Source organism: Castellaniella ginsengisoli (assembly GCF_040955415.1).
GTDB classification, from domain to species: domain Bacteria; phylum Pseudomonadota; class Gammaproteobacteria; order Burkholderiales; family Burkholderiaceae_B; genus Castellaniella; species Castellaniella ginsengisoli.
On sequence record NZ_CP158257.1, the window covers coordinates 49,517 to 75,352 of the forward strand.

A 25,836-nucleotide genomic window follows, 5' to 3' on the forward strand; every position below is an offset into this window, starting at 1 on the left:
CTGGCCTTTTCAAGCCATTGTTTGCACCAGCCCGATCGTCTCGACGATCTGGGCCTCGGTATGTTCGCTGCTCAGGAAAAACCGCAGACGGGCGGCTTTCTCCTCGACGGCGGGGTGGATGATGGGCTGCACGTTCACGCCGTGCTCGAACAATTGGTTCGACAGCCGGACGGCTTTCAGGGAACTGCCCAGAATCACCGGGATGACGGAATAGCCCTGCGACAGACCGGTATCCAGCCCGGCCGCGCGGGCCTGCCGCAAAAAGAACTGTCCCCGCTGTTTCAGCCGGGCGACACGTTCCGGCTCGGCCCGCATCAACGCCAGCGCCGCCAGCGAGGCCGCCGCCAGCGGCGGCGCGATGCCGACGCTGTAGACGAATCCGGGGGCCGCGTATTTCAACTGCTCGACCAGGGCGCGTTCGCCCGCGATGTAGCCGCCGCAACCCGACAGGGTTTTCGACAGCGTGCCCATCCAGATGTCCACATCCCGGCCTTCGATGCCGAAATGCTCGTGCAGGCCGTAGCCTTTTTCACCGAGCACGCCCAGGGCATGGGCCTCGTCCACCATCAAAAAGGCGTGGTGGCGGCGCTTCAGATCGATCAGCGCCGGCAGATCGGGCATGTCGCCGTCCATGCTGTAGATGCCTTCGACCACGATCAGCACACGCTCGAACCGGCCGCGCAGGTCGCCCAGGAGCCGGTCCAGGGCGTCCACATCGTTGTGGGGGAAGGCGCGTCGCGCCGCACCTGAAAGCTGGATGCCCATCAGCACGCTGTTGTGGATCAGGCTGTCGTGCACGACCAGGTCTTTCGGGCCGAACAGGTGGCCGATGGCGCTGACGTTGGTGGCATGGCCGCTGACGAAGACCACGCAGTCCTCGGTGCCATACACCTGGGCCAGTGCCTGCTCCAGATCGCGCTGCACGGGGCGTTCGCCCGCGACCAGGCGGCTGGCCGACACGGTGGTGCCATAGCGGTCGATGGCGTCCTTGGCCGCCTGGTCGACCTGGGGATGCCCGGCCAGGCCCAGATAGTTGTAGCTGGCGAAATTGAGGTAGTCGCGCCCATCGATCCGCGTCATGGCCCCGGCCCGGCCGTCGTGCACCCGGAAAAACGGGTTGTCCAGACCCAGGCGCTGCGACGCGGCCTTGGAGACCAGCATGCTTTCGTAGGCCGGGTGGCGGTCGAAACGGGTCCAGGCATCGGGAATCCTGCGCGCGCCGGAAGCGCGGCGGACCGGGGCCGCCGCGGCCGATCCGCTGTCCCTGGCCTTCTTGCCGAGGATGCGGTCGATCAATTGAAGTTTGCCGGCAGGGGCGGGTTCGATTTTGCTCATCGGATCAGGGAAGTTCCAGTTTCAGCCAGCCTTCGGGTCTCTTCCTCCAGGCTGCGCAATTCATCGGCGCTCAGGCCGGACTCATGCCGGCTCACCACGCCGGCGATCAGCTCGGCGGAGCCCGCCGTCACGCCCGGGTCATCCTCGGCATCCCCCGTCAGCCGCTCGATGATGCGGGCGGTCACGCCCGCCACGGTCGGCGCATCGTTGAGCATCATCACCGGCAACTGGATGCCGAAGCGCTGCTCCAGGCCAAGCGCCAGTTCCACCGCCATCAGGGAATCCATGCCCAGATCGTGCAGGAATTTGTGCGCTTCGATGCGTTCGGGCGCGATGGACAGGGTCTGGGCCACTTCGCCGATCACCCGTTCCTGCACGATGCGGATGACGGTGTCCGCGTCCTTGCCCCGGATCAGGGCTCGGATGTCCTGGGTGTCGGCGGCGATGTCCTGGCGGTTGCGGTTCAGCACGGAAAACCGGGCGCTCTCGGCCGAAGGCAGCAGACGCGACAGGACGTTCCAGTCAAAGTCCGCCACGATGGCATGGGGGCTGTCCTGCGCCAGGAGGCGGCCCAGCGCTTCCAGCGCCCGGGCCGCGTTCAGCGGCGGGCGGCCCAGGCGTTGCTCCAGGCTGTCGCGCACGGCCTCATGGCGGGTCAGATATCCGGCGTCGCCGATCGGCCCCCAGGCGATGCAGGTGGCGGGCAGCCCCTGGCGCTGACGCAGCGCGGCCAGGCTTTCCAGGCCGGCGTTGGCCGCGACATAATTGGACTGGCCGGGGTTGCCGATGGCGGTGGTGATCGAGGCATACAACACGAAATGCCGGATCGGATCAGCCTGCGTGGCCTGGTGCAGATTCCAGGCGCCGGACAGTTTGGTCTCCAGCACGTTGCGCATGCTGTCCTCGTCCTGCCGGCTGACCAGGCGGTCATCGAACACGGCGGCCGCGTGCACCACACCCCGCAAGGGCGGCAGCGTCCGGCGTATTTCACCGATCAGGGCTTGCACGGCTGCGGCATCGCGGATGTCGCAGGCGCGCGCATGGGCCAGGGCGCCCAGGGTGGCCAGGTCCTGGATCGCCTCGGCGGCGCCCGGGGTGTCCGCACCGCGCCGGCCCAGCAGCATCAGATGGCGCACGCCGCGCGCCGCCAGCCAACGGGCCGTTTCCAGGCCAAAACCGGACAGCCCGCCGGTGATCAGCCAGGTCTCGTCGGCGGGGAACGAGGCGACGGACTCATCCGTCATGTGCGACTCGACCTTGGGCCGGGCGTCGGCCAGGGCAACCACGATCTTGCCGATGTGGCGGGCCTGCTGCATGACACGGAAGGCATCCACCACGCGATCGGCCCCGAAGCGGCGATAGGGCAAGGGCGCGAGCGTCCCTTTCTCGAACAGCGTGATGACTTCGGCGAACAATCGCGCCGCCAGTGCGGGCCGACCGGTCATCAACTGGTCGGCGTCGATGCCGAAGTAGCTGATGTTGTTGCGCAACGGCCGCAAGCCGAGGGGCGTGTTTTCGAAGAAATCCCGCTTGCCCAGCTCCAGGAACCTGCCAAAGGGCTTGAGCACGTCCAGGCTGCGGCGCATCGCCTCGCCCGCCAGAGAGTTCAGGACTACGTCCACGCCCTCGCCCCGCGTGGCGGCGCGGATCTGGTCGGCAAAGGCCAGGCTGCGGGAATCAAACACATGGTCTGCGCCCAGCAACCGGACGAAATCGCGCTTTTCATCCGTGCCAGCCGTCGCGAAGATCTCGGCGCCCAGGTGGCGGGCGAGCTGAATGGCGGCGATCCCGACCCCGCCCGCCGCGCCATGGATCAGCACACGTTCGCCGGGCCGCAGATCGGCCAGTTGCTTCAGGGCGTAATAGACGGTCAGGAACACCGTGGGCACGGTGGCGGCAGCTTCGAAAGACCAACCCTCGGGCAGGCGGGCCACGGCATCGGCCCGCGTCACGACATGGCTGGAGAAACAGGACGACCCGAACCCCATGACCGCATCGCCCGGTGCCAGATCGCGCACCCCGGCTCCCACCCGGCTGATCACGCCGGAAAACTCCAGGCCCAGGCTGGCGCCGGCAAAGCCGTTTTCCACGGCCTCGTCGGGCAACAACCCCATCAAATACATCACGTCCCGGAAATTCAGGCCGGCCGCGCGGGTCTGGACTTCGACGTCCCGATCATCCAGCGCGCGCGCCTCGTCCCGCAGCCAGACCAAGTTGCGCAGCTTGCCCGGCACATGGAAATCGAGGCGGAAACGGTCCGCAGGGTGTAGCGGCACCGCCTGCTCTGGGCGGTCCTCGCGCATCATCAGCACCTGGCGGCGATCGCCCCGCCAGAGAATCTCGTCGGCCCCGTCGGGGTGGCGCAATTCACGGATCAGCCGCGCCGCATCGCCGCCGCCCAGGTCGATCAAGACGCAATCCAGCGCGGGCGCCTCGTTCATCAGGACGCGACCGAATCCCCACAGGGCGGCCTGGGCCGGGCTGGGGTCGGGGCCTTGCGCCGGATCCCCGGCAGGCGATCCGCCCTGGGTGACGATCCACAAGCGTGGCGCGGTCTCGCGGCGAATCCAGTCTTGGACGCACCCCAGCAGGAAAATCGCGGGATCGGCCGCACGGACGGCGGTTTTTCCCCAACCGATCAGGGACACGCAATGGGTCCAGACGCCGTCATCCCCGGGCGCCCGCGACGCGGCGTCCCGCAGCGTCACGGACAACCCCTCGGCAATCAGTCCGTCGGCCAGCGCCTGTCCGAAGGACTGACTGGCCTCATCGACCAGCAGCAGCCAATCGCCACCGGCTTCGGCCGGGCGATCGACGGGCGCCTCGGCGTCCGGACATTGCGCCAGCACCAGGTACGCGCCTTCGGCCAGGTCTTCGGCGGCGGACTCGCGCCAGACCGTGCCGTGCATCAGCCCGGCCTCGGCCAGCAGCCGGCACCAGGCGTCGGGCTGCCACAGCGGCGCCACCGGGGCGGGCATGGAGCCGGATTCGGCAGCGCCGGCATCGGCCGGGGTGTCCACCCACCAGGCGGGATCCAGGCCTTCCACCAGGTGAGCACTCCAGTCGGGATGGCGCTCGGCGATCACCAGCAGGCCACCGTCCGCCAAGTGCCGGCGCGCCCGCTCCGCCTCGGTGTGCGGATCGGCGAACAGATGCAGGCTATGGCGATAAAGGATCAGATCGAATCGTCCGGCGCCCAGGCTCTCGCGGAGCGCCTGTTCATCGTCATCCGTCCGCAGGACGCGCACGGCCGGCTGATCCTGACACTCCGCCGCCTGGCGGTCGGCCAGCTCGGGGTCCGTGACCGCCAGCACATAATCGACCTGCTCCTCGGGCAGGACGTCCAGCAGTATTTTGAACAGCCCGCTGGGGGCGGCGGTCCATTCCAGCACCCGCAGGCGGCGCGCGGCGGGCAGCGCCGCCGCCAAAGACCGCAGCAGGGCCTCCAGCGCCTGCCGCACGCCCAGGTAGGTAGGGTCGTCCTGATAGCGGCTTTCGGCCACGACGGAACGGCGCAGGCGGTCATGCAGCGACAAGGGGTCCAGCTCACCGCGCAGCAAGGCCGGCAACTGGCGACCCCAATGGCCCATCAGGGTGAGTTGCGGCAGATAGACCGGGTGGTCGCGCAGCAAGCTTTGCCAGACGTCCGCCGCGGGTGGCCAGTCGGCATCCCGGGCCAAGGCCCAGCCGGTCCCTTCGGGAACCAGCAGACCCTCATCCCGAAGGCGCGCGCCCAGCCAGCGGATCAGGGGGCTGGCGTGCGGCGCGTCGAACAAGGCCGACCAATCGGGCGCGCGGGGCGGCTGCGCCAGTTGCCGGCAAGCCTCGAACGCAAAGGACAACACCAGGATTTCGCTCAAGGGCAAGGTTTCGCGGAACCACCGCCGCCGCGCCTCCGGTGGCGGCAGGCCCCCGGACATGGACGCGATCAGGCCGGAGAGCGCCGGAATCGCGGCCCGTCGCTCGTCATGTGGGTGGACTTGCAGGCGCGGCACGATCCGCCAATGGCTCGCCGACTTGCCCGCGTTCGGATTCAAGACCGCGGCGCGAAAGCGGCAGGCCTCGGCCACGGCCAGTGTCCCGCCTTCCCCGTCCAGCAGTTCGCAATCCGCCAGCGCAGAGCGCTGACCGCGCCGCCGCAGCCGCACCCGCAGGCGCTGCGCCGGCCCGGACCGACACACAGTCAGCCGGCCCACGCGCACCGGCAGCATGGCCATGCCCCGTCCCGAAGGAGCCGCATCCTGGAGAAAAGCGATCAGCGCCTGGAAGCAAAGATCCAGCGCGCCCGGATGCAACACATAGTCCGTCGAGCAGGCCTGAACCGGCAGATCGAGCATGGCGTCCAGGCGGTCGTCCTCGACCCGGATGGATCGCAGGCCCCGAAAGACGGGGCCATAGTCCAGCCCCAGGCCGGCCGCCAGGGCGTAATGCGTATCGTGATCGATCACGCGGCGCGCTTCGCCGGGCGCGGCCGGGTCCGTTCCGGCCCATGCCCCGGTACTTTCCAGCAAACGCCCGGCGGCATGCGGTGTCCACTCATCGTGGCTCAGGCGCTGACGGCTCTGGATCATGAATCCGCCATCGCGCGGCTGAATCGTCAGCCGCAGACTGCGGGCATGGTCGCCGTCGAAGACCATCGGCGCCAGGATTTCCAGCGATTCCACCACAGGCGTTCCGCCCCGCCAGGCCTGGCCGGCGGCCAGCGCCATTTCGGCATAGGCCGCGCCTGGGAACACGATGGCGCCCCCCACCCGATGATCGGCCAGCCAGGGCAGCACCTGGACATCCAGCGCATTTTCCCAGGCCGCCTCGGCATCGGGCAGACGCCAGCCCAGCAGCGGATGTTCGCGGGACCGCTGAATGACGCGCAGGCTCTCGCTGGTTTGGGGATGCCAGTGCCGCTCGCGCTGCCAGGGGTAATTGGGCAACCGGACGCGCTGGGCCGCCGCCTGGAAACGGAATTGCAGCAAGGCTGGATCGGACAGCAGCAGGCACCGCCCGCAAGCGTCCCGGATCGAGCGTATGCCGTCGTCCTGGCGGCGCAGCACGCCAAGCACCCGACCCTGGATCGAGAGTGAGGTCAGTGTTTCGGTGACATAGCGCTGCAGAATCGCGTGCGGGCCGATTTCAAGAAAAACCCGGCAACCCTGATCGGCCAGACTGCGGATGGCGGCCTGGAACCGGACCGGCTCACGGATGTTGCGCCACCAGTACTGCGCATCCAGGCGCTCGTCGGCCAGGGCATCCCCCGTAACGGTGGAGACAAAGACTGCGGACTGCGGTACGCGCGGCTCCAGGCCTTTCAGCTTGTGCAATACCGTAGCGTGGATGGAATCCATGTAAGGACTGTGAAATGCGTAGTCCAGATCCAACACACGGAAGAACACATCTGATGGCAGATGCGATTGCAACTGCATCAGGCTTTCCAGATCGCCCGACAGTGTCAGGCCGACCGGGCTGTTGTAGCCTGCGATGGCCACTCGGCTGGACAGATCGAGATCGGCCAGCAAGGTCGACAGCGCTTCGGCCGACAGGGCCACGGCGGCCATGCGGCCATGCCCCCGCGTCAGGCCCTGGGCCTGACTGCGGGCGCTGATCACCCGAGCGGCCTGTTCCAGGCTGAGCGCGCCGCAAGCCCAGGCCGCCGCGATTTCCCCCACGCTGTGGCCGGCAACGGCATGCGGCTCGATACCCCGCTCGCGCAGCAATGAAGTGACGGCCACCTGAAGGGCGAACAGCAAAGGCTGAGCAACGGTAGTGTCGTCCAGGCGCGATGCCTCGGCGGACGCGCGCAGTTCGTCCAGCACGGAAAAACCGGCCAGCGGCCGCAGCAGCGCATCCAGTTCGGCCAGGATGGCGGCGAACCGGGTGGATTCTTCCAGCAGCCTGCAACCCATGCCCTGCCACTGGGCGCCGTTGCCCGAATACACGAACGCAATGCCGCCGGGTTCGGGCAACCGGTCTTCCGTCAGGACCGCCTCGGGGTCATCGCCTTCCGCAAAGGCCCGCAGCCGATCCACCGCATCGGCGAACGACCCGGGCTGCAGAATCAGGGCTTTGTCCAGCCGGTCGCGCTGGAAAGCCGCGCCCCGGGCGATCGCCTCGTAGGCATCCGGCCCCTGAAGGACCAGTTGGCGCGCGTAGGCGTCCGCGAGCGTCGCCAGGGCCGGTGCGCTACGCGCCGACAGCACCAGCGGCGACAAGCCGAAAACGGGAGCATCCTTCGAGCTTTGCCGGGAAGAGAGCGCCCTGGCGGCCGCAGGCCGGACAGCGGCCGGCGCGGGCCCTTGCAGCAAGACATGCGCGTTCGCACCGCCGAAGCCGAAGGAATTCACCCCCGCGATCAAGGGACGGCCTGTTTCCGGAAAAGTGCGCGGCGCCGTGGGCACTTCCAGATTCAAGGCCTGGAAATCGATCCGCGGGTTGGGGTTGTCCAGATGCAGGGTTCCAGGCAGGACCCGATGTTTCAAGGCCAGCACGGCCTTGACCAGCCCCGCCATCCCCGACGCCGCCTCCAGGTGCCCCACATTGGATTTCACCGAACCGATGGGCAGCGGTGCGGCGTGAGCCTGGCCATAGACCTGGCCGATGGCCTCGGCCTCGATGGGGTCGCCCACGACGGTTCCGGTGCCGTGCGCCTCGATGAAATCCACATCGCCGGCCGCCAGACCGCTGCGCGACAGCACGTCGCGCATCAAGTCGGCCTGTCCTTGGGCGCTGGGGATGGTGATCCCGCTCTTGCGCGATCCATCCGCGTTGACTCCGCTGGCCAGAATGACGGCCTGGATATCGTCACCGTCGGCCAAGGCCTGTTCATAGGGCTTCAACAGCAGGACCGCTCCGCCTTCGGCGCGGACATAGCCGTCGCCCGACGCATCGAAGGGACGGCAGCGCCCCGTGGCCGACAGCATCGACGCCTTGGTGAAGCCCACGAATGGATAGGGATGCAGCAGCAGATTGACCCCGCCCACCAGCGCGCACGACGCCTCGCCCGTCTGGATGGCGCGGCAGGCGTGATGCAGGGCCACCAGCGATGAAGAACACGCCGTATCCACCGCCAATGATGGGCCGTGCAGGTCGTAGAAATAGGACAGGCGGTTGGCGGCCACGCTGAGCGTATTGCCGGTCATGGAGTTCGAGGACAGGCTGGCCAGATCGTCCAGGCCCCGGGTGCCATAGTCCAGCGCGGCGATGCCGACATAGACGGCGCAATCCGAGCCCGCCAGAGAGGACGGTGGAATGCCTGCGTTTTCCATGGCTTCCCAGGACAGTTCCAGCAGCAGGCGCTGCTGAGGATCGAGCCAGGCAGCCTCGCGAGGAGAAATGCCGAAAAACGCAGCATCGAACGTATCGATGTGCGACAGCACGCCGGCCGAGAACGTAATGCTGCGGCCTGGTTCTGCGCGTTTGGGGTGGCGCAGTTCGGCGGTGGCCCAGCGATCCGGCGGAATCTGGGTGATCAAATCGCGCCCACCGGCCAACGCGGACCAGAATCCGGTCTCGTCGCGGCAATCGCCTGGAAAACGGAACGCCATCCCGACCAGGGCGATGGCGCCAGGCGCCGGGCAGGCCTGCGCGCCGTCGGCTTTCCGCAGGTTTTTTTTCTGACTTTTCTGAACTGACAAACAGCTTCCCCAACAGCTTTTGTTGTGTTTGTTACTTTTTGGCACGCTACCGCCGTGCCGTGACACGATCGGCTGGCGCTGGCCGGGATTGTATTACATCAGTAATATTATCAACCACATTCAAGGTAAGATGCTTATGGGGCAAAAGACAGGGATCACCCCATCACAGACGATGCGGACCCGCGAAAAAACCCCGCAGATTGAGAAAAGTCAAAGTCAAGGAAGATAAACCCCGGTTTCACGGACGGGCAGCGACACCCAGGGTTTACCCGGTGCTACAGTCAAAAAGACCGGATAAAACCCGCCCGCCCGACTCTCTAAAGAACCGCCATGACCGCACCCCAGGACTGGGACCCTCGCGCCCCGGAAGTTCTCGCAGATCCGATTGCCGCGTATGACCGCATGCGCGGCCGCTGTCCGGTGGCCCACAGCGACTACCTGCATCATTCCGTGTTCCGTCACGCCGATGTCATGCGGATCCTGCTGGACCACAAAACGTTCAGCAGCCAGGCGTCCCGCCACGTTTCCGTGCCCAACAGCATGGATCCCCCCGAACACACCGTCTACCGCCAGTTGATCGAGCCCTACTTCGGCCCCGACCGCATGGCGGCCTTCGAGCCGGTCTGCCGCCGCCTCTGCACGGATCTGGTCGCCGCGCTGCCGCGTAATGCGCAAGTCGAGATCATGTTCGGCCTGGCGCACCCCTTTGCCCTGCGCATGCAGTGCGCCTTCCTGGGCTGGCCCGACAGCCTGCACGAGCCGCTGCGGCAGTGGATCCACAAAAAGAACGTCGCCACGCTGTCGGGCGACACCCATGCCATCGCCGCCGTGGCCACCGAATTCGACGAAACCATCCGCGCCCTGCTGAAAGTCCGCCGCGACGCCGGCGACCAGGCGCCGGACGACGCGACCACGCGCCTGCTGCGCGAAACCGTGAACGGCCGGCCCCTGGCCGAGGAAGAAATCGTCAGCATCCTGCGCAACTGGACCGTCGGCGAACTGGGCACCATGGCCTCCAGCGTCGGCATCATCGCGCACTACCTGGCGACCCATCCCGACCTGCAGAACCGCCTGCGCCGCCATCCCGAGCTGGTCCGGCCCGCCAACGACGAAATCCTGCGCATCCACGCACCGCTGATCGCCAACCGCCGTGCCGCCACCTGTCCGGTGCGCCTGGGCGACAAGCAACTCCAGGCCGGCGAACGGGTCACGCTGATCTGGGCCTCGGCCAACCGCGACGAGGCCGTCTTCGGCGATCCGGACGAATTCCGCCTGGACCGCGATCCCGCCCTGAACCTGCTCTACGGGGCCGGCATCCACGTCTGTCCGGGCGCGCCCCTGGCGCGGCTGGAAATCGAGGCCATGATCCAGGCCCTGCTGGCGGGGACGCGCGTCCTGGAACCCGTCGCCGACCAGCCGCCCATGCCGGCCATCTATCCGGCCAGCGGCTACCGCCAGGCAATGTTGCAACTGCGCCACGACTGAAGCGCCGACATGCGGCGGGCCCGCTCCGACCCGCCGCTTTTCGTGGCGAAGAGGGGACACCGCATAAGCTCATCACGGATTTCCATACGAAGCCGCCGTTATATTCGGCCCGGCAAGACTACAATTCAGGCATGAACCATCCGGGGTGCGCAGCATCCCGCCTTGCCGAAGAGACTTGCCTGCCATGTGTCAGCTATTGGGCATGAATTGCGCCACGCCCACGGACATCACGTTTTCCTTTGCGGGGTTCGCCGCGCGCGGCGGCGGTACCGACCACCATGCCGACGGCTTCGGCATCGCCTTTTACGAAAATCGCGGCTCACGCAGTTTTCTGGACAACTCGCCCTGCTGCCATTCGCCGGTGGCCGAACTGATCAAGCGTTATCCGATCAAATCCCGCAACGTCATCGCCCACATCCGCAAGGCCACCCAGGGCGCGCTGGAACTGGAGAACTGCCATCCCTTCGTGCGCGAACGATGGGGCCGGCACTGGCTGTTCGCCCATAACGGCGACCTCAAGAACTTCGACCCCGACCTGCGCGGCGACCACCTGCCGATCGGCCAGACCGACAGTGAACGGGCCTTCTGCACCATGATGGAAGGACTGCGCGACCGTTTCGGCACCCGCGAGCCCGAAGACACCGAACTCTTTGCCGCGGTGGCCGACATGACGGCCGAACTCACGCGCCACGGGGTGTTCAATTTCCTGCTGTCCAACGGACGCTGCATGCTGGCGCATTGCTCCACGAACCTGTACTACATCGTGCGCGCCTGGCCCTTCCAGGTGGCCCACCTGGTGGACACCGACATGTCGGTGGATTTTTCGCAGACCAACGCCCGCGGCGACTGCGTCTCGGTCATCACGACCAAGCCGCTGACCGACAACGAAACCTGGACCGCCTTCCAGCCGGGCGAATTGATGATGTTCGTCGACGGCAGGCCGCTGGCCGGCCGGATCATCGAGATCCCCGAGGAGGTCCGGCGCAGCAACCAGGCCAACCTGGCCTGCGTCTGAAGGGGCAAGCCATGCATTCACACGGCACGCCCGGCGACGATCCCCGCCCCGAGGAACCCATCGAGCCCGATCTCAACGAATGCTGCGGCAACGGCTGCGAACCATGCGTGTTCGACACCTATGCCGAAGAAAAGCGCGCCTGGCAGCAAGCGGTCAAAGACTGGGAAGAACGCCGGCGGAACAAGGCCGGCATGCCGCCCGGCGCCTGATTCGAGGCCGGCGCGGCACGCCCGGCGTCTTGCACGACAACCTTGCTGAGCATAGGGTTCCCGGGGGTTTTCCCGCAGCGCGTTCCTATAATCGGAAGCTCCCAACACCTCTCCAGGAATGACGCACCGTGGCTTCCGACGCTATCCCGATGTTCGCTGAAAACACCTACCCCCTCGACGCGCGCGGCATCGCCAAGCGTTTCCGGCACGCCGCCATCTTCGGCGCCTTGTCGGCGCTGCAGCCGGGCGAAACCATGCGCTTCTGCAATGATCACGACCCCCTGCCGCTGCTGCAGCAACTGAAGAACCACTTCGGCGAAAACATCCAGTTCGAGTACCTGGCCCGCAATCCCGGCGAAATCGTCATCGATTTCCATATCGTGCCCTGAGGCACGCCAGATGCGGCAAAAAAACCACCCTCTCGGGTGGTTTTTACATTCATGCCGCCGCTCACGGACGATGCGCCCCCTGCAGCAGCAATCCCAATCCGGCCGGCAACTGCGCCGGTTGCGCCGGCAGATCCAGGCTTCCCGGCGCGGGCGGCGTGGATGCCAGCCGCTGCACGCGGAATTTCTTTTCATAGGCCAGCAGGCCCAGGCCTTGCGCTTCCAGTGCATCCAGCACCTGATGCGTCCCTGACGCAGGCTGCCCGGCCGCCGTCTGCAGCAAAACAGCCATCCGGCCCAAAGTCCGGGTCAGTTCCCGCACTTCCAACTGTTTGCCCAGCACCCCCTGCCCGGCATGATCACTCCCCTGCTCGTCCCGGTAGGACACGGCATAGACGGCGCCTGAGAGGCCGGCCACTGTTGCACGAGCCCCTGTCGGCTCGATCCGGTTCAACGAACGGATCATATCCGGCGCCGCCCGGAGAGCGCCGCCCCCCAGCAAGCGGGCCATGGCGCTTCCATCCATGACCAGCGGCTGGCCGCCGACCCGCATCACCGAATACAGCTTGTCGCCGCGCATCAGCAAATAGCCCTGGCCGATGCCGTCGACATCGACCCGTGCATCCGGCCCGTCGAAAGACACCGTCAAGGTCCGTTCCCCCGCCTGCACGGTCGCCACGCCCGCCGCCATGCCCCAGGCCGGCACGACCCCGCACCACGCCGCCAGCAGCCACCCGAACCAGCGCATCATCTCCCGTCTCTCCCGGACTTCACATGAATGCCTCACGATAGCGGGTTTTCCGGTCGCCCAACAAGCGCGGGAGCGCTTCATATGTGTCAGGACCTTGCGTCAAGAAAGTGTCTGCAGCCTTGAGGCCAAGGCTTTTTTGACTCCGATCAAGGCTATCGAAAAAAAACATTCTCTTGCTTGATGGCACTATATATTGTGTCTAAGATTATTAGATACACAACATATAGAGAAAATTTCAGGATGAACGCCTCTCAGAACCCGCCTGCCGCCGCAGCCCAGGCCGAGCGCCCCGTTCCGCACGTGGACGTGATCCGCTCCATCGACGAATACCTGCGCCGTCAGGACTGGCGCGTCAACGCCAACGCCAACCAGGGCTACTCGCTGGGCGGCCTGATCCTGAATACCTCGGGCAAGATGATCGCCAATTACTGGCTCAGTCACGTCTACCCCGAAACCATCGGCCAGGCGCACCGCCAGGGCGATCTGCACATCCACGATCTGGACATGCTGTCGGGCTACTGCGCCGGCTGGTCGCTGCGCACCCTGCTGACCGAAGGCCTGAACGGCGTGCCCGGCAAGATCGAGTCCGGCCCCCCGCGCCACATGGGCAGCGCCGTGGGCCAGATCGTCAATTTCCTGGGCACGCTGCAAAACGAGTGGGCCGGCGCCCAGGCGTTCAGTTCCTTCGACACCTATATGGCGCCTTTCGTCCGCAAGGACGCCCTGTCCTACGCGGACGTCCGCCAGTGCATCCAGGAACTGATCTTCAACCTGAACGTCCCGTCGCGCTGGGGCACCCAGACGCCGTTCACCAACCTGACCTTCGACTGGGTCTGCCCGGAAGACCTGCGCGCGCAGGTGCCGGTCATCGGCGGCGAAGAAATGCCCTTTGCCTATGGCGATCTGCAGGCCGAGATGGACATGATCAACCGCGCCTACATCGAGGTCATGATGGCCGGGGACGCGCGCGGCCGCGCCTTTACCTTTCCTATCCCCACCTACAACATCACGCCCGACTTCGACTGGCACAGCCCCAACGCCGAATTGCTGTTCGAAATGACCGCCAAATACGGTCTGCCCTACTTCCAGAATTTCATCAATTCGGAACTCAAGCCGAACATGATCCGGTCCATGTGCTGCCGCCTGCAGCTCGACCTGCGCGAGCTGCTCAAGCGCGGCAACGGCCTGTTCGGTTCGGCCGAGCAGACCGGCTCACTGGGGGTGGTGACGATCAACTGCGCGCGCCTGGGCCACCTGCATGCCGGCGACGAGGCCGGCCTGATGGCGCGCCTGGACGAACTGCTGGAACTGGGCCGCGACAGCCTGGAGATCAAGCGCCGCGTGATCCAGGAACACATGGACAACGGCCTGTTCCCCTATACGCGCCGCTACCTGGGCACCCTGCGCAACCACTTCTCCACGCTGGGCGTCAACGGCATCAATGAAATGATCCGCAACTTCACCGCCGACGAGCACGACCTGACCAGCCCCTGGGGCCACGCTTTCGCCGTGCGCCTGCTGGATCACGTGCGCGCCCGCATGATCGAATTCCAGGAGGCCACCGGCCACATGTACAACTTGGAAGCCACCCCGGCCGAGGGCACGACCTACCGTTTCGCCAAGGAGGACCGCGCCCGCTGGCCCGGCATTCTGCAGGCCGGCACGCCGGACATGCCCTACTACACCAACTCGTCCCAGTTGCCGGTGGGCTTCACCGACGATCCCTTCGAAGCCCTGGAGCGCCAGGACGAGTTGCAGCGCAAGTACACCGGCGGCACCGTGCTGCACCTGTACATGACCGAGCCGCTGTCCTCGGCCGACGCCTGCCGCGAACTGGTGCGCCGCACGCTCAGCCGTTTCTCGCTGCCCTACATCACGATCACGCCGACGTTTTCCATCTGCCCCAGGCACGGCTACCTGCCGGGCAAACACGAATTTTGCCCGCATTGCGACGACGACCTCATCGCCCGCAAACAGCAGGCGGCGCTGCACGCCGGCGCAACTGCACACACAGTAGCAGCCTGAGCCGCTCTCCTCTCTTTTTTCCACCCACCCTTCACAGGAGCATTCCATGAATCCAACCCCCGTCACCCTGAACGACGCAGAACGCCAACCTTGCGAGATCTGGACGCGCGTCATGGGCTACCACCGCCCCATGTCATCCTTCAACATCGGCAAGAAAGGCGAGTTCCACGAGCGCCGCTTCTTCGTCGAGCGGTCTGCCGGCCAGGCGCCTGCCCGGCAGGCGGTGTAATCCCATGCGCGCCGCCACCGCGTCCCGCGCCTCGACGGCGGCCGCCTCCGTCCCGCGCATCGCGCCGGGACGGCCACCCGCGCACCTGAAGGTCGGCGGGCTGGTGCCCTTCACCGCCACAGACTACCCCGGCCTGCTGGCAACCGTCATCTTCGTGCAAGGCTGCCCCTGGCGTTGCGGTTACTGCCACAACCCGCACCTGCAGCCACGCACCGCCGACAGCCCGCTGGACTGGGACAAGGACGTCCTGGCATTCTTGCGCCGCCGCGTCGGGTTGATCGACGGCGTGGTCTTCAGCGGCGGCGAGCCCACGATGGACCCGGGCCTGGGCGCCGCCATCCGTCAGACGCGCGAACTGGGCTACAAGATCGGCCTGCACACCGGGGGCACGCACCCGCGCCGCCTGGCCCAGGTGCTGCCGCTGGTGGACTGGGTCGGCCTGGACATCAAGGCGGATTTCGATGATTACGCCCGCATCACCGGCGTCACCGGCAGCGGCCACCCCGCGCGCGCCAGCCTGCGGGCCGTGCTGGACAGCGGCGTCGATTTCGAATGCCGCACCACCGTCCATCCCGACCTGATCGATGTGCAGGAACTGGTGGCACTGGGCCGCGCGCTGGCGGATCTTGGCGTGCGGCGCTACGCGGTCCAGGTGTTTCGTCCGCAGGGCTGCGGGGATGAAGCGCTGAATGCCCGGCGCCAATCCCTGAGGGACTGGCCGGGCCCAGCCATCGGCGATGCGCTGGCCGCATTGTTTCCGTCGTTCACACTGCGCCGTGCATAGACGCTGGAAACCATCCGATATCGATGCCGCCCCGATTCACGCCAGGCCGGAATGCCGGCGCCTGGCGCCGCTTGACAGGCTGATGCCTTGAAGCTACATTGGCTTCGCTATTTTATTATTTAAATCAAATACATACACAAAAAAACAGCAGTACTCTGTCCGCCCAGACCTACGGCGGCCAGGCTCTGGGTACCGTGTCGTCAAAAATCTCCATGCAGCGCTCGGCGCCGATGAAATATCATCGGGCCCATGCGGCTTTCCGCCGAAATAACCCTCATCGAAAAAAATGGCTATGTCCGGGCGCTCCAGGACAACTTCGCCATGCCCTGAAAGCACATTGAAAAAACTGGATAACTCCTCATCGCACGATGCACAGCATATTGAGCAGCCTCGACAAGCACATCCCGATCGGCCTGGTGGTTCTGGATCAGAGCCGGATCATTCGGCACATGAATGCCCACATGGCCGCGTTGACGGAGATTTCCGCTGAGAAGATCATCGGAAAGAAATTCGAAGCGGTCTTTGCCATGGACCGGGCCGGCAGGCGGGTCCGCCCTGCCGGATCCCAGCCCTTCTGCTCGGACGAAGGCGCCGGACAAGGGGAAAGCTCCGATGCCATCGGCTTGAATATCACCACGCAGGGCGGCCGCGCGAAGCGGCTCGACAGCCTGTTGTGTTTTCCATTCGCAGACAGCGACGGGCACAACTACCACGCCATGCTGTTCCACGAACCGGACACCGCGGAAAGCGGCGGCTCCCACCCCGGGTTTTCCGGTGCCATCAAGGATATCCACGACGCGAGAAACGAACAACGCCGTCTGCTCATGGAAATCGAGCGCGCAAACGAAAACCTGATCCAGTCCGAGAAGCTCGCGGGCATAGGCCAGTTGGCGGCCGGCGTCGCCCACGAGATCAACAACCCTGCGGGGTATGTCTTTTCCAACCTCAGAACCCTGGCCAGCTACGTGACCGATCTGCTGAAGATCATTGATGCGGTCGATGAATCCCAGACGCTGGAAGACATCAAGCGGCTCAAGAACACGCTCGACTACACCGACATCCGCGATGATGTCGAGGCGTTAATCAGGGAATCGGGCGAAGGGATCGACCGAATCAAGAAGATCATCTCGGCACTCCAGGATTTCTGCCATATCGATGCAGAGGAATTCTCCCTGCACGATTTGCACGCCTGCCTGGACACGACGCTGAGCGTGGCCTCCAGTGAGATCAAGTACAAGGCCACCGTCGTCAAGGAATACGCCGATCTGCCCAGGATCGAGTGCAATGCATCCCAGATCAACCAGGTCATCCTGAATCTGGTGGTCAACGCCGCGCAGGCAATCGACCAGGAAGGGATCATCACCATCAGGACGGGGCAGGAAAAATCCGACGTCTGGTTCGAAGTTCAGGATACCGGCAAGGGGATACCGCCCGAACTCCTGACTCGGGTATTCGAGCCATTCTTCACCACCAAACCCGTCGGACAAGGAACGGGGCTTGGATTGGCGCTCTCATACAAGATTGTCCAAAAGCATCATGGACGCCTGGAAGTCTTCAGCGAACCCGGTCAGGGCACTCGCATCAGGGCATGGTTCCCCATTGCGCAGCCGCACTTGTTCGAATCATCGGAGTAATCCATGCCGATTGAGAAATTCCCGGCCGGCACGCAGGCGACAGTGCTCCTGGTCGATGACGAGCCGAACGTCACGGCGGCGCTGCGGCGCATTCTGCGCAACCGGCCTTACCGCGTACTGATTGCGCAGGACGGCCGCCAGGCGTTGAGCCGGCTGGAAGAAAATCCGGTTGACCTGATCGTGGCCGATGCACGCATGCCGGGGATGGACGGCACCACCCTGCTGCGCAAGGTGTACGAACGCTGGCCCGACTGCATCCGCATTTTTCTCACGGGCTACAACGATATCGATACCACGATCAAGGCCATCAATGAGGGGCAGATCTACCGCTATCTGGCCAAACCATGGCACGACGCGGAAGTGCTGCAGGTGATCGAGCAAAGCCTTGCCTATCAATACGCAGAACGCGAACGCTTGCGTTTGCAGCAATTGACGCAAGAGCAAAATCAGGCGCTCCAGGAAATCAATGGGAGCCTCGAGCGCCGCGTACAGGAGCGCACGGTGGAGCTTGCCGCCACTGCCCGGCTGCTCGAGCGCGCCAATCGGGAGCTTGAAAGAAGCTACGTCACCGCAACTGAAGTCTTTGCCTCGTTGATCAACCAACGGTTGCCGCAAAGCCGGCAAACCAATCAGAAAGTCATCCAGTTGGTCCAAGCGTTCTGCCAGGCTCACAAGCTGCCGGAAGAAGACGAACGGAATCTCACGATGGCGGCCGCGCTCTACAACATCGGCAAGCTGACCTGGCGCGACGAGATGATTGCCCTGCCCTCGGACCGCTTGAACAAAGAGCAGCGCAATCTCTTGCGGGCCTATCCCGGCATCGGCCAGGACTTATTGATGGCGCTCGATCCGGCGCAAGAAGCCGCCGTGTTGATTCGTCACCACCAGGAGCGCTGGGATGGCGCAGGCTACCCGGACGGTCTGAGCGGGGATGCCATCCCCATGGGAGCGAGGCTGATCAAACTGGCCGTAGACACCATCGAAATGGAAATGGGCATGATTCAGGCCCGGCCCCTGACACGGCAAGACGCGCTCAAACTGATCAAGCAATCCGCCGGGCGGTCATACGATCCGGCGCTGAGCAAGGCATTCATCGAGATCGCCGCCAGCATGACCGAAGACGAGGACAACACGGACAAATCGATCCTGGTCCTGGATACGCACGCGCTGGAGCCCGGGATGATCATGATGAAAAAACTCTACTCGAAATCGGGCACCCTGCTTCTGGGCGAGGGCAAGATGTTGAATCAAAGATTGATCGAGAGACTGCAGAATCTCGAAAGCCACGAAGAGGGGGGGTACAAGCTCCATGTACGGCGTCCCGATTCGGAAGAGATCGATGGGTGATCCGCGCCATCATGGGTCTTTTCGCATGACCTTCGAACGTTTCGTAGAAACCAGGCAGGAACCGCTGCGGCTTGCCGCCAGAATCATCGCCATCACATGCCTCTGCATCGGGGTGATGGCCTACATCGGCCATGTGCGGCTGGGCTATGACGCCGGGTATCCGGTGTTCGTCTCCCCCTACTTTGCACTCATCATGATCCTGTGCGGCCTTGCCCTTCATGCCGCCCGCGCATACGCCCGGTACGCGCGCCTGCTTGGGATCGCCATGATCGGCGCATTGGTCTGGGTCAGCATGGTGCCGCACTGGTTCGATGCGTGGATGAACGGCCGGGTCGTTTCGGCGGCTTTCGCCACGCTCCTGGCCCTGCTGGGCGCGATCGTGGTCCTGTTTCTGCGCCCCGAGGACAGGCGGGCGCGCTCGATCCCGGGCACCACCGTGACAGCGCTGCTGGGCATCTCTGTGTCGACCATCATCTCGCACGGCCTGATCGAAAATGACATTGTCACCAGACAGAACTTCATCGATGAAACCGCGAAAACGGTCGTGTACGAGATTGAAGAAAGCATCGGGCGGACGATCGATCTGATGAGGAGGCAGGCGCAGCGCTGGAAAGCCGTTGGCCATCTCCCATCGAAATCGTTTATCCAGGAAGAATTCAGCAGCTATGTAGGGGATTTTCCATTTTTTGACGGTTTCGCCATTCTGGACGCCGATCAATCCATCATCATGGGATTAAGCAGGAGCGGGTCCGCTCCGGACTGGATCAAGGAGCTGATCACCGGAGACAGCCTGCGGCCTTTGCTGAAGGCCGTCCGGAGCAGCGGAGAACCGCATGTCGCCATCGACGAACACATCTCGCGCAATGGAAGAACCGGGCTGATCATCACTCCGCTTTCCAATCCCGCCATGAAGGGCTGGTTCACCATCGCGCAGATCGATCTGACCAACATTTTCATGCAAGCCACATCGCGGGCCAAGAACGGTTATTTCCGCATCTCGCACGGCAGCCATCTTCTCTATCAAACAGCGGATGTATATCCAAGAAACCCTTTTTCCGCCGGTGAACTGACCATCCCTTTGCATGATGGCTCCGGATTGAATGTGTCGTATGCCTATGTGAAGACACCCGCCGAGGTCAGCGCCGAGTTGTTGCCGGAATTCGTCCTGCTTGCAGGTGTGTTATTCACGTTTCTGCTCATTTCGAGCCAACGATTCGCCTTCATCGCGCGAGAGCGTTCCGCCCAGCTTGCCCACGGGGCTTTGCACGACCCGCTGACCGGTCTGCCGAATCGACGCCTGCTGGAGCAGGCCCTGGACGAAGCGTGCGCCCGCGCAAAGCACGAAAATCTGCCGGTAAGCGTTGTCTTTTTCGATCTGGACGGCATCAAGCTCATCAATGATTCGATGGGCCACGGAGTCGGCGACGATGTCTTGCGAGAAGCGGCAGGCCGCTTTCTGAACGGCATACAGCAAGACGGCCATGCCGCCCGCCTGGGGGGCAATGAATTTGTATTGCTGTTCCTCGGCCTTGATCTGCGGCAGGTTCAGGAGCGCACGCAACGCATCCTCGACGCGCTCTCGAAACCTTATTTCGTCACAAACAAAGCCTTGCGCATCACCGCCAGCGCAGGCATCACGATCAGCGACGGCCACGCCCGGGATCACATGCAGCTCGTCCGCGAAGCGGATCTGGCCATGCTGCAGGCCAAGCAGGAAGGAAAAAACACGTGGCATACGTATACGGAAGACTTGAGCGCTCGGGTCGCGGACCGGCTGGAGTTGCGCAATGATCTGCAAAGCGCGCTGGATGCGGATATGCTGGAACTGCATTACCAGCCCATCATCGACGGGCATTTGGGCCAAGTGGTCGGTGTTGAGGCCCTGGTGCGCTGGCCGCACCCGACACGCGGCTACATACCGCCATCCCGCTTCATCCCTTTATCTGAAGAAACCGGCCAGATCGTTCCTCTGACCGAATGGGTGCTTTCAGCCGCCTGCCGCGACAGCGATATTCTGCGCAAGAAAGGTTTCCCGGCATTCCCTGTCATCGTCAACATCTCACCCCTGTACTTCCAACGCGCCGATTTCGTGCAAAAGATCCGCGAGGCGCTGAGTCACACGGCATTGCCAGCCTCCCTGCTGGAAATAGAAATCACCGAAGGGGTACTTCTTGACGACGAGGATGCCGCCATCCTGAAGCTTTCGCAGCTTCGAAGCATGGGGATCAGAACGTCCATCGACGATTTCGGCACGGGCTATTCGAGCCTGAATTACCTGAAAAACCTGCCCATCAACAAAGTCAAAATCGACCGTTCCTTTGTCACCGACGTGGTCAGCGACCCGGCCGATGCCGCCATTGCCCAGGGCATCATCTCGATGGCTCATCATCTGGGCCTTCAAGTGATCGCAGAGGGAGTGGAAACCGAGTCTCAGTTGTCCTTCTTGAAGCGCTGCCATTGCGATGAGTTTCAAGGCTACCTTTTCGCACGGCCCATGCCGTTCAACGAACTTTCCGCCACCTTGAGCGAAAACGGCTGCCGGTTCGCTCCTCAACCCTCCGATGCGCACAAGGCCGAGCGCGTGCTGTTACTGGTTGACGATGAACCCAACATCCTGAACGCGCTCACGCGGCTGCTGCGTCGCGATGGCTACCGCATACTGACGGCAAACAACGCCGCCCAAGCCTTCGAGTTGCTTGCCAATCATCCTGTGCAAGTCATCGTATCCGATCAACGAATGCCCGAGATGACCGGCACGGAGTTCTTCAGCAAGGTCAAGCGGATATACCCCGCGACCACCCGCCTGATCCTTTCTGGATACACCGATCTGAAATCCGTGACCGAAGCCATCAATCACGGCGCAATCTATAAATTCATCACCAAGCCCTGGGATGACGAAGACCTGCGAAAAGACATCGAGCAGGCTTTCGTCAATCAGCGCTCCAGGGACATCCAGGAGATCCTGAGTTCCGAACGCGAACGCCTGCGACAACTCTTTCAACTGGCCCCCGGATTCGTCTGCATATTGCGAGGCCCGCAGCATGTCTTCGAGCTGGCCAATGACGCCTGCTACCAACTCATCGGCCGTCGGAAAATCCTGGGCCTCGGGGTTGCAGAAGCCCTGCCCGAAGCGGTCGGGCAAGAGTACGTGGAGAGGCTCGATCAGGTCTATTCGATCGGCAAGCCGTTCGTCAGCAAGGCCCTACCCCTTCAAATACAGCGGTCAGCCGAGGGCCCGCTCGAACAACGCTATGTCGACCTGGTCTATCAGCCCATCCGGGACGCGAACGGGCATGTGACAGGCATCCTGATCCAGGGCCACGATGTCACTGAAACCCTCAGACTCGAAAGGGAACTCGCCCATCAGGCCACGCACGATGCACTGACGGGGCTTTTCAATCGCCAGGAATTCGAAAGAAAGGGCCGGGCGCTGGAAGTGACGCCGGATTCCCACGCGCTCCTGTACATGGGGCTGGACCATTTCAAGCATGCCAATAACGGTGGCTATGCCGCAGGCGATGGGCTGATGAAGCAAATCGCTGCCATTTTGCGGCGGCACGTCAGTGAAAACCATCTTCTGGCGCGCCTGCACGGCGACGAATTCGGGCTCCTGATGATCGGCGGCTCCGAGAGCGATGCCTTGATGTTGGCCCGGACCTTATGCAGCGAGGTCGGCAACCATCTGTTCGACGGGGGGGCGCATCGCTACAGAACAACCTTGAGCATCGGCCTCGTGGCATTCGGGGCCGGCCCTCGCCTGTCGTTTTCTAAAGCCTTGAGCATCGCGGACATCGCTTGCGCCCTGGCCAAGGAAAAAGGCCGTAATCGCGTGCAAATCGGGCGCGCCGGGGATCCCGATTTCGTCAGACGCCCGAGGAATGCGGCCGGGGACGGGTCCGGGCCAACGCTTCGATCCGTTGACGCGGCCCCCGCAGCAAATCACGCAGCACGGCCTTAGGCCGAAACACCGCCATATCGATCGAATCCAGCGTGTTCTTGACCATCAGGCCCAGTTCCGTATCACCCTCGATCACCAGGCGGCGGCTGAAGAACAGGGTATCCGGGTCTTCCTGGCGCTGCAGCAGGCAATGGAAATCCCAGGCGTCGGCGCGAAACGTCAGGTCGGGCTCGGCCTGCGTGTGCCGGGCCGCGCGGAAAGCGCCGTTGCGCCACGTGTAGTCGAAGCGCAGGTCTGCATCCGCCACGTGGATGCGCAAGGAGCGGCCTTCCAGCATGTGCAAGGTGTCGGGGTGCAGATGGCGGGCCAGCACCAGGTTCAAGCCGGTGACAAAGAGCAGCGAACCCGGATAGCGGGGCAAGCGCCCGAGCACCCGGGCCAGGGGTTCGGGTATGCGATAGACGGGGGTCGTGGGGTTTTGCATGGTCGAGCTCATGAAAAGAATGGGGAAATGGCGGGATCTCACGCGGCGCTGCGCGCCTTGACCCCGGGAGCGCGCGCATCCGGGGCCTGCGAAACGACGACTTCTCCGGGCAGGACCATGTCCAGGCCCGCCCGGCCGTGCCAATAGCCGTTGCAAGGGCCGGCCGGCATCAACGGCACCAGTTTCCGGTGCGCTTCGTCAGCCGTCTCGGCGCCGTCGAGCACGGCGCGGAAGGCGGCCACGACCTGATCCATGTGCTGGGACTGAGGGCTCAGCCGCACCACGTCCACGCCCAGGCCGCGCAATTCGTCCAGTGCGTGAATCAGCGTATAGACCAGCGCCGATTGGGTCTGGATGCCGTTGATCGTGAGAAAGGCCTGGGATTCCTTGGTTTCGAGCAGCAGGCCGTCCGGATGGTCCATGCAGACGTACTGGCAGTTGTCCTTGGGGAAATTGCGGTTGCGGGCCGTGAAGCAGCGGGCGGAAAAGGCCAGGGGCATGCGGCCATAGGCAAAGACCTCGGTCTGCAGGCCTGCGGGCCGGTCCTGCTGCAACTGCGCCAGGCCGGCGCGGCCCATTTCCAGCGGCATGACCCAGCGGACCGCGCCCTGACCGGCGATCACGTCCAGGGTCGGCTTGCTGTAGACGTTGAGGAACGGCCCCCCCACGAACGGACGGCCCTGCATGCGGTGCACGGCCCCCATGTCGTTGGCTTCCACGGCATAGCGCCCGTTCTCGGAAATCTTGCGCAAGGTATTGAGATCGTTGCCCGATTCCAGCAGGACCTGGGTGGACAAGACGGGCGTCTTGCCGGCCTCGGCCAGCATGTCGGCAACCTCGATCCAGTCGGGCAGGCGCAATTCGTGACGGCGTGAACAGACGGTTTCACCCAGGTAGACGATGTCCACCGGCCAGTCACAGACGGCGGCGTAGAATTCGAGGGTAGTGACGCGAGGCCAGTAATACTGGAGGGGCCCCAGGGCGATTTTCATGACGGTTTCCTTGTGTGCGGATGGCGGGGCGGCCCGCATCGTTTCCGATGCGTCCGGCGCATGCCCCGCAAAGATTATTTCCAGGGCCGGTGATAGGCGCCCAGCGTGTGCTGCTGGCCCTCGGCGACCTTGTTGAGCTCCGCCATCCAGGACGGATGCACCGAATAGCGGGACGGGCTGCTGCGGGCCTGGTCAATGGCCTGCCGCCAGACCCGGGTGACCTGGGCGGTATAGGCCGGGCTGCGCTGGCGGCCTTCGATCTTGATCGCCCGCACCCCCATGGCCATCAGCCGGGGCAGCAGCTCCAGGGTATTGAGGCTGGTGGGCTCTTCGAGCGCGTAGTAGTTTTCACCCGCGACGTCGAAGCGGCCCTTGCACAAGGTGGGGTAGCCGGCATTCTCGCCCTCGTCGTAGCGATCGATCAGCACGCCGTTCAGGCGCGATTCCAGGCCCTTGTCCGTCTGCTGCCAGCGCACATGCTTGGCCGGCGAGCAGACGCCGTGCGTGTTGGGCGATTCGCCCGTGGCGTAGGACGACAAGGCGCAACGGCCCTCGACCATGACGCACAGGCTGCCAAAGCCGAAGACCTCGATCTGGACCGGCGTGTTTTCGCAGACTTGCTGGACCTGGGCCACCGACAGCACGCGCGGCAATACGGCGCGCGCCACCCCGAAGCGCTCGTGGTAGAAGCGGATGGCCTCGTAGTTGGTGGCCGAGCCCTGCACCGACAGGTGCAGCCGCAGGCTGGGGTGATGCTCGCAGGCATAGGCCATCAACCCCGGATCGGCCATGATGACGGCATCGACCCCGGCGCCGGCCGCCCGATCGACGGCATCCCGCCACAGTTGCCAGGCATCGGGCTGGGGATAGGTGTTCAGGGCCAGCAAGACCTTGCGCTGGCGGTCGTGGGCATAGCGGATGCCCTCGGCGATGGCGGCGGCGTCGAAGTTCAGGCCGGCGAAATTACGCGCATTGGTGGCGTCGCGGAAGCCCAGGTAGACGGCGTCGGCGCCTTCGTCGACGGCGGCCTTGAGCGCGGGCAGGCTGCCCGCGGGGCAGACGAGTTCGAAGTCCGACAGGTCGTGGCGGGGCACCACGCCGGGACGGTGGGATTCGGGAAGGGCTGACATGTGGGGCATCCAGAAGATTCGTGGCGGGGCGCACCGCCGGACCCCGCTTCGGCGATAGCGGAAACTATGCCCTGTCGGACGGCATCAGACCTTAATCAGGATCAAGAAGCGCTCATCCCGACCCCGGCGCAAGGTCTTTGCGCGCCCCCGCCCACGGCGTCGCCGTGCGGCGGAAACAGCACCCGCAGCGCGGTCATCCTCCCCGCCCGGGACGGGGATCGTGTAAGGTAACGCCACCGACGTCGCGCGCCTGACGGCCCCACCTCCGGATCCTTTCATGCCCCCTCCCGACCTGACCCTCGACGTACGTTCGTTGCCCGCCCCCGAACCGCTGGAACACTGCCTGGAGGCTCTGGCCGACCTGGCGCCGGGCCAGCGCCTGCACATGCTCATCGACCGCGAACCGTATCCCCTGTACACCCTCCTGGATCGCGACGGCTTCCAGCATTGCTGCACCTTCGAAGAAACCCACTTCCAGGTCACCATCTGGTACGACGCGAAGTAGAC

The 25,836-nt window shown here is 64.4% G+C and carries 17 protein-coding genes; 11 read left to right on the forward strand and 6 right to left on the reverse strand.

Features of this window, described 5'->3' with window-relative positions; all coding sequences use genetic code 11:
- Nucleotides 1-9: 9 nt before the first annotated feature.
- Together ABRZ00_RS00200 and ABRZ00_RS00205 are read right to left on the reverse strand one after the other, a co-directional pair.
- The gene (locus ABRZ00_RS00200) at nt 10-1,335 is read right to left on the reverse strand and encodes an aminotransferase class I/II-fold pyridoxal phosphate-dependent enzyme (RefSeq protein ID WP_368641517.1); all 1,326 of its coding nucleotides are present in this window, start codon (nt 1,333-1,335) and stop codon (nt 10-12) included.
- Nucleotides 1,332-8,960: an SDR family NAD(P)-dependent oxidoreductase gene (locus tag ABRZ00_RS00205; RefSeq protein WP_368644350.1), complete on the reverse strand. Its 7,629-nt coding sequence runs from the start codon at nt 8,958-8,960 to the stop codon at nt 1,332-1,334. Before ABRZ00_RS00205 ends, ABRZ00_RS00200 begins: the two co-directional genes overlap by 4 nt.
- A 330-nt stretch (nt 8,961-9,290) precedes the next feature.
- Here ABRZ00_RS00205 and ABRZ00_RS00210 point away from each other — a divergent pair, with 330 nt between their 5' ends.
- The 4 genes from ABRZ00_RS00210 to ABRZ00_RS00225 all read left to right on the forward strand — a co-directional run bounded on the left by ABRZ00_RS00210 (nt 9,291) and on the right by ABRZ00_RS00225 (nt 12,058).
- A complete protein-coding gene (locus tag ABRZ00_RS00210) occupies nt 9,291-10,445 on the forward strand; it encodes a cytochrome P450 (protein ID WP_368641515.1) in 1,155 nt (384 codons plus the stop codon).
- 184 nt (nt 10,446-10,629) lie between these two features.
- Nucleotides 10,630-11,460 (forward strand): class II glutamine amidotransferase, encoded by an 831-nt coding sequence (locus ABRZ00_RS00215; RefSeq protein WP_368641514.1) that lies wholly within the window; start codon nt 10,630-10,632, stop codon nt 11,458-11,460.
- An 11-nt stretch (nt 11,461-11,471) separates the two neighbouring features.
- Entirely contained in the window at nt 11,472-11,669 is a 198-nt protein-coding gene (locus tag ABRZ00_RS00220; protein ID WP_368641513.1) for an oxidoreductase-like domain-containing protein, read from the forward strand.
- Nucleotides 11,670-11,818: 149 nt separating this feature from the next.
- Nucleotides 11,819-12,058 (forward strand): DUF2249 domain-containing protein, encoded by a 240-nt coding sequence (locus ABRZ00_RS00225; RefSeq protein ID WP_043681763.1) that lies wholly within the window; start codon nt 11,819-11,821, stop codon nt 12,056-12,058.
- A 61-nt stretch (nt 12,059-12,119) separates the two neighbouring features.
- Here the strand turns inward: ABRZ00_RS00225 and ABRZ00_RS00230 are convergent, their stop codons facing one another.
- Complete coding sequence (locus ABRZ00_RS00230; protein WP_368641512.1) at nt 12,120-12,806, reverse strand: hypothetical protein; 687 nt, start codon at nt 12,804-12,806, stop codon at nt 12,120-12,122.
- Between the two features lie 240 nt (nt 12,807-13,046).
- Between ABRZ00_RS00230 and ABRZ00_RS00235 the strand changes: the two genes are divergently transcribed.
- The 6 genes from ABRZ00_RS00235 (at nt 13,047) to ABRZ00_RS00260 (ending at nt 22,783) form a co-directional block, all read left to right on the forward strand.
- Nucleotides 13,047-14,831, forward strand: coding sequence for a ribonucleoside triphosphate reductase (locus ABRZ00_RS00235; RefSeq protein ID WP_368641511.1), 1,785 nt, complete (start codon nt 13,047-13,049; stop codon nt 14,829-14,831).
- A gap of 46 nt (nt 14,832-14,877) precedes the next feature.
- On the forward strand, nt 14,878-15,060 hold the full coding sequence (nrdD, locus tag ABRZ00_RS00240; RefSeq protein WP_368641510.1) for an anaerobic ribonucleoside-triphosphate reductase: 183 nt from the start codon (nt 14,878-14,880) through the stop codon (nt 15,058-15,060).
- Nucleotides 15,061-15,064: 4 nt separating this feature from the next.
- Nucleotides 15,065-15,844 carry an anaerobic ribonucleoside-triphosphate reductase activating protein gene (locus tag ABRZ00_RS00245; RefSeq protein ID WP_368641509.1) on the forward strand — a complete coding sequence of 260 codons (780 nt, stop codon included), beginning with the start codon at nt 15,065-15,067 and terminating at the stop codon, nt 15,842-15,844.
- A gap of 380 nt (nt 15,845-16,224) precedes the next feature.
- Nucleotides 16,225-17,478 (forward strand): ATP-binding protein, encoded by a 1,254-nt coding sequence (locus ABRZ00_RS00250; protein WP_368641508.1) that lies wholly within the window; start codon nt 16,225-16,227, stop codon nt 17,476-17,478.
- 3 nt (nt 17,479-17,481) lie between these two features.
- Entirely contained in the window at nt 17,482-18,825 is a 1,344-nt protein-coding gene (locus ABRZ00_RS00255) for an HD domain-containing phosphohydrolase (RefSeq protein ID WP_368641507.1), read from the forward strand.
- Nucleotides 18,826-18,850: 25 nt separating this feature from the next.
- Nucleotides 18,851-22,783 (forward strand): EAL domain-containing protein, encoded by a 3,933-nt coding sequence (locus tag ABRZ00_RS00260; RefSeq protein ID WP_368644351.1) that lies wholly within the window; start codon nt 18,851-18,853, stop codon nt 22,781-22,783.
- On the opposite strand, the gene ABRZ00_RS00265 is transcribed toward ABRZ00_RS00260, so the two are convergent.
- The 3 genes from ABRZ00_RS00265 to ABRZ00_RS00275 form a co-directional block, all read right to left on the reverse strand.
- On the reverse strand, nt 22,689-23,207 hold the full coding sequence (locus ABRZ00_RS00265; RefSeq protein WP_368641505.1) for an SCP2 domain-containing protein: 519 nt from the start codon (nt 23,205-23,207) through the stop codon (nt 22,689-22,691). The two genes, ABRZ00_RS00260 and ABRZ00_RS00265, sit on opposite strands and share 95 nt — an antisense overlap.
- A gap of 38 nt (nt 23,208-23,245) precedes the next feature.
- Nucleotides 23,246-24,199 (reverse strand): U32 family peptidase, encoded by a 954-nt coding sequence (locus ABRZ00_RS00270; protein ID WP_084330570.1) that lies wholly within the window; start codon nt 24,197-24,199, stop codon nt 23,246-23,248.
- A 74-nt stretch (nt 24,200-24,273) separates the two neighbouring features.
- Entirely contained in the window at nt 24,274-25,329 is a 1,056-nt protein-coding gene (locus tag ABRZ00_RS00275; RefSeq protein WP_343835569.1) for a peptidase U32 family protein, read from the reverse strand.
- 277 nt (nt 25,330-25,606) lie between these two features.
- Here ABRZ00_RS00275 and ABRZ00_RS00280 point away from each other — a divergent pair, with 277 nt between their 5' ends.
- Nucleotides 25,607-25,834, forward strand: coding sequence for a DUF2249 domain-containing protein (locus ABRZ00_RS00280; RefSeq protein WP_368641504.1), 228 nt, complete (start codon nt 25,607-25,609; stop codon nt 25,832-25,834).
- Nucleotides 25,835-25,836: the final 2 nt, after the last annotated feature.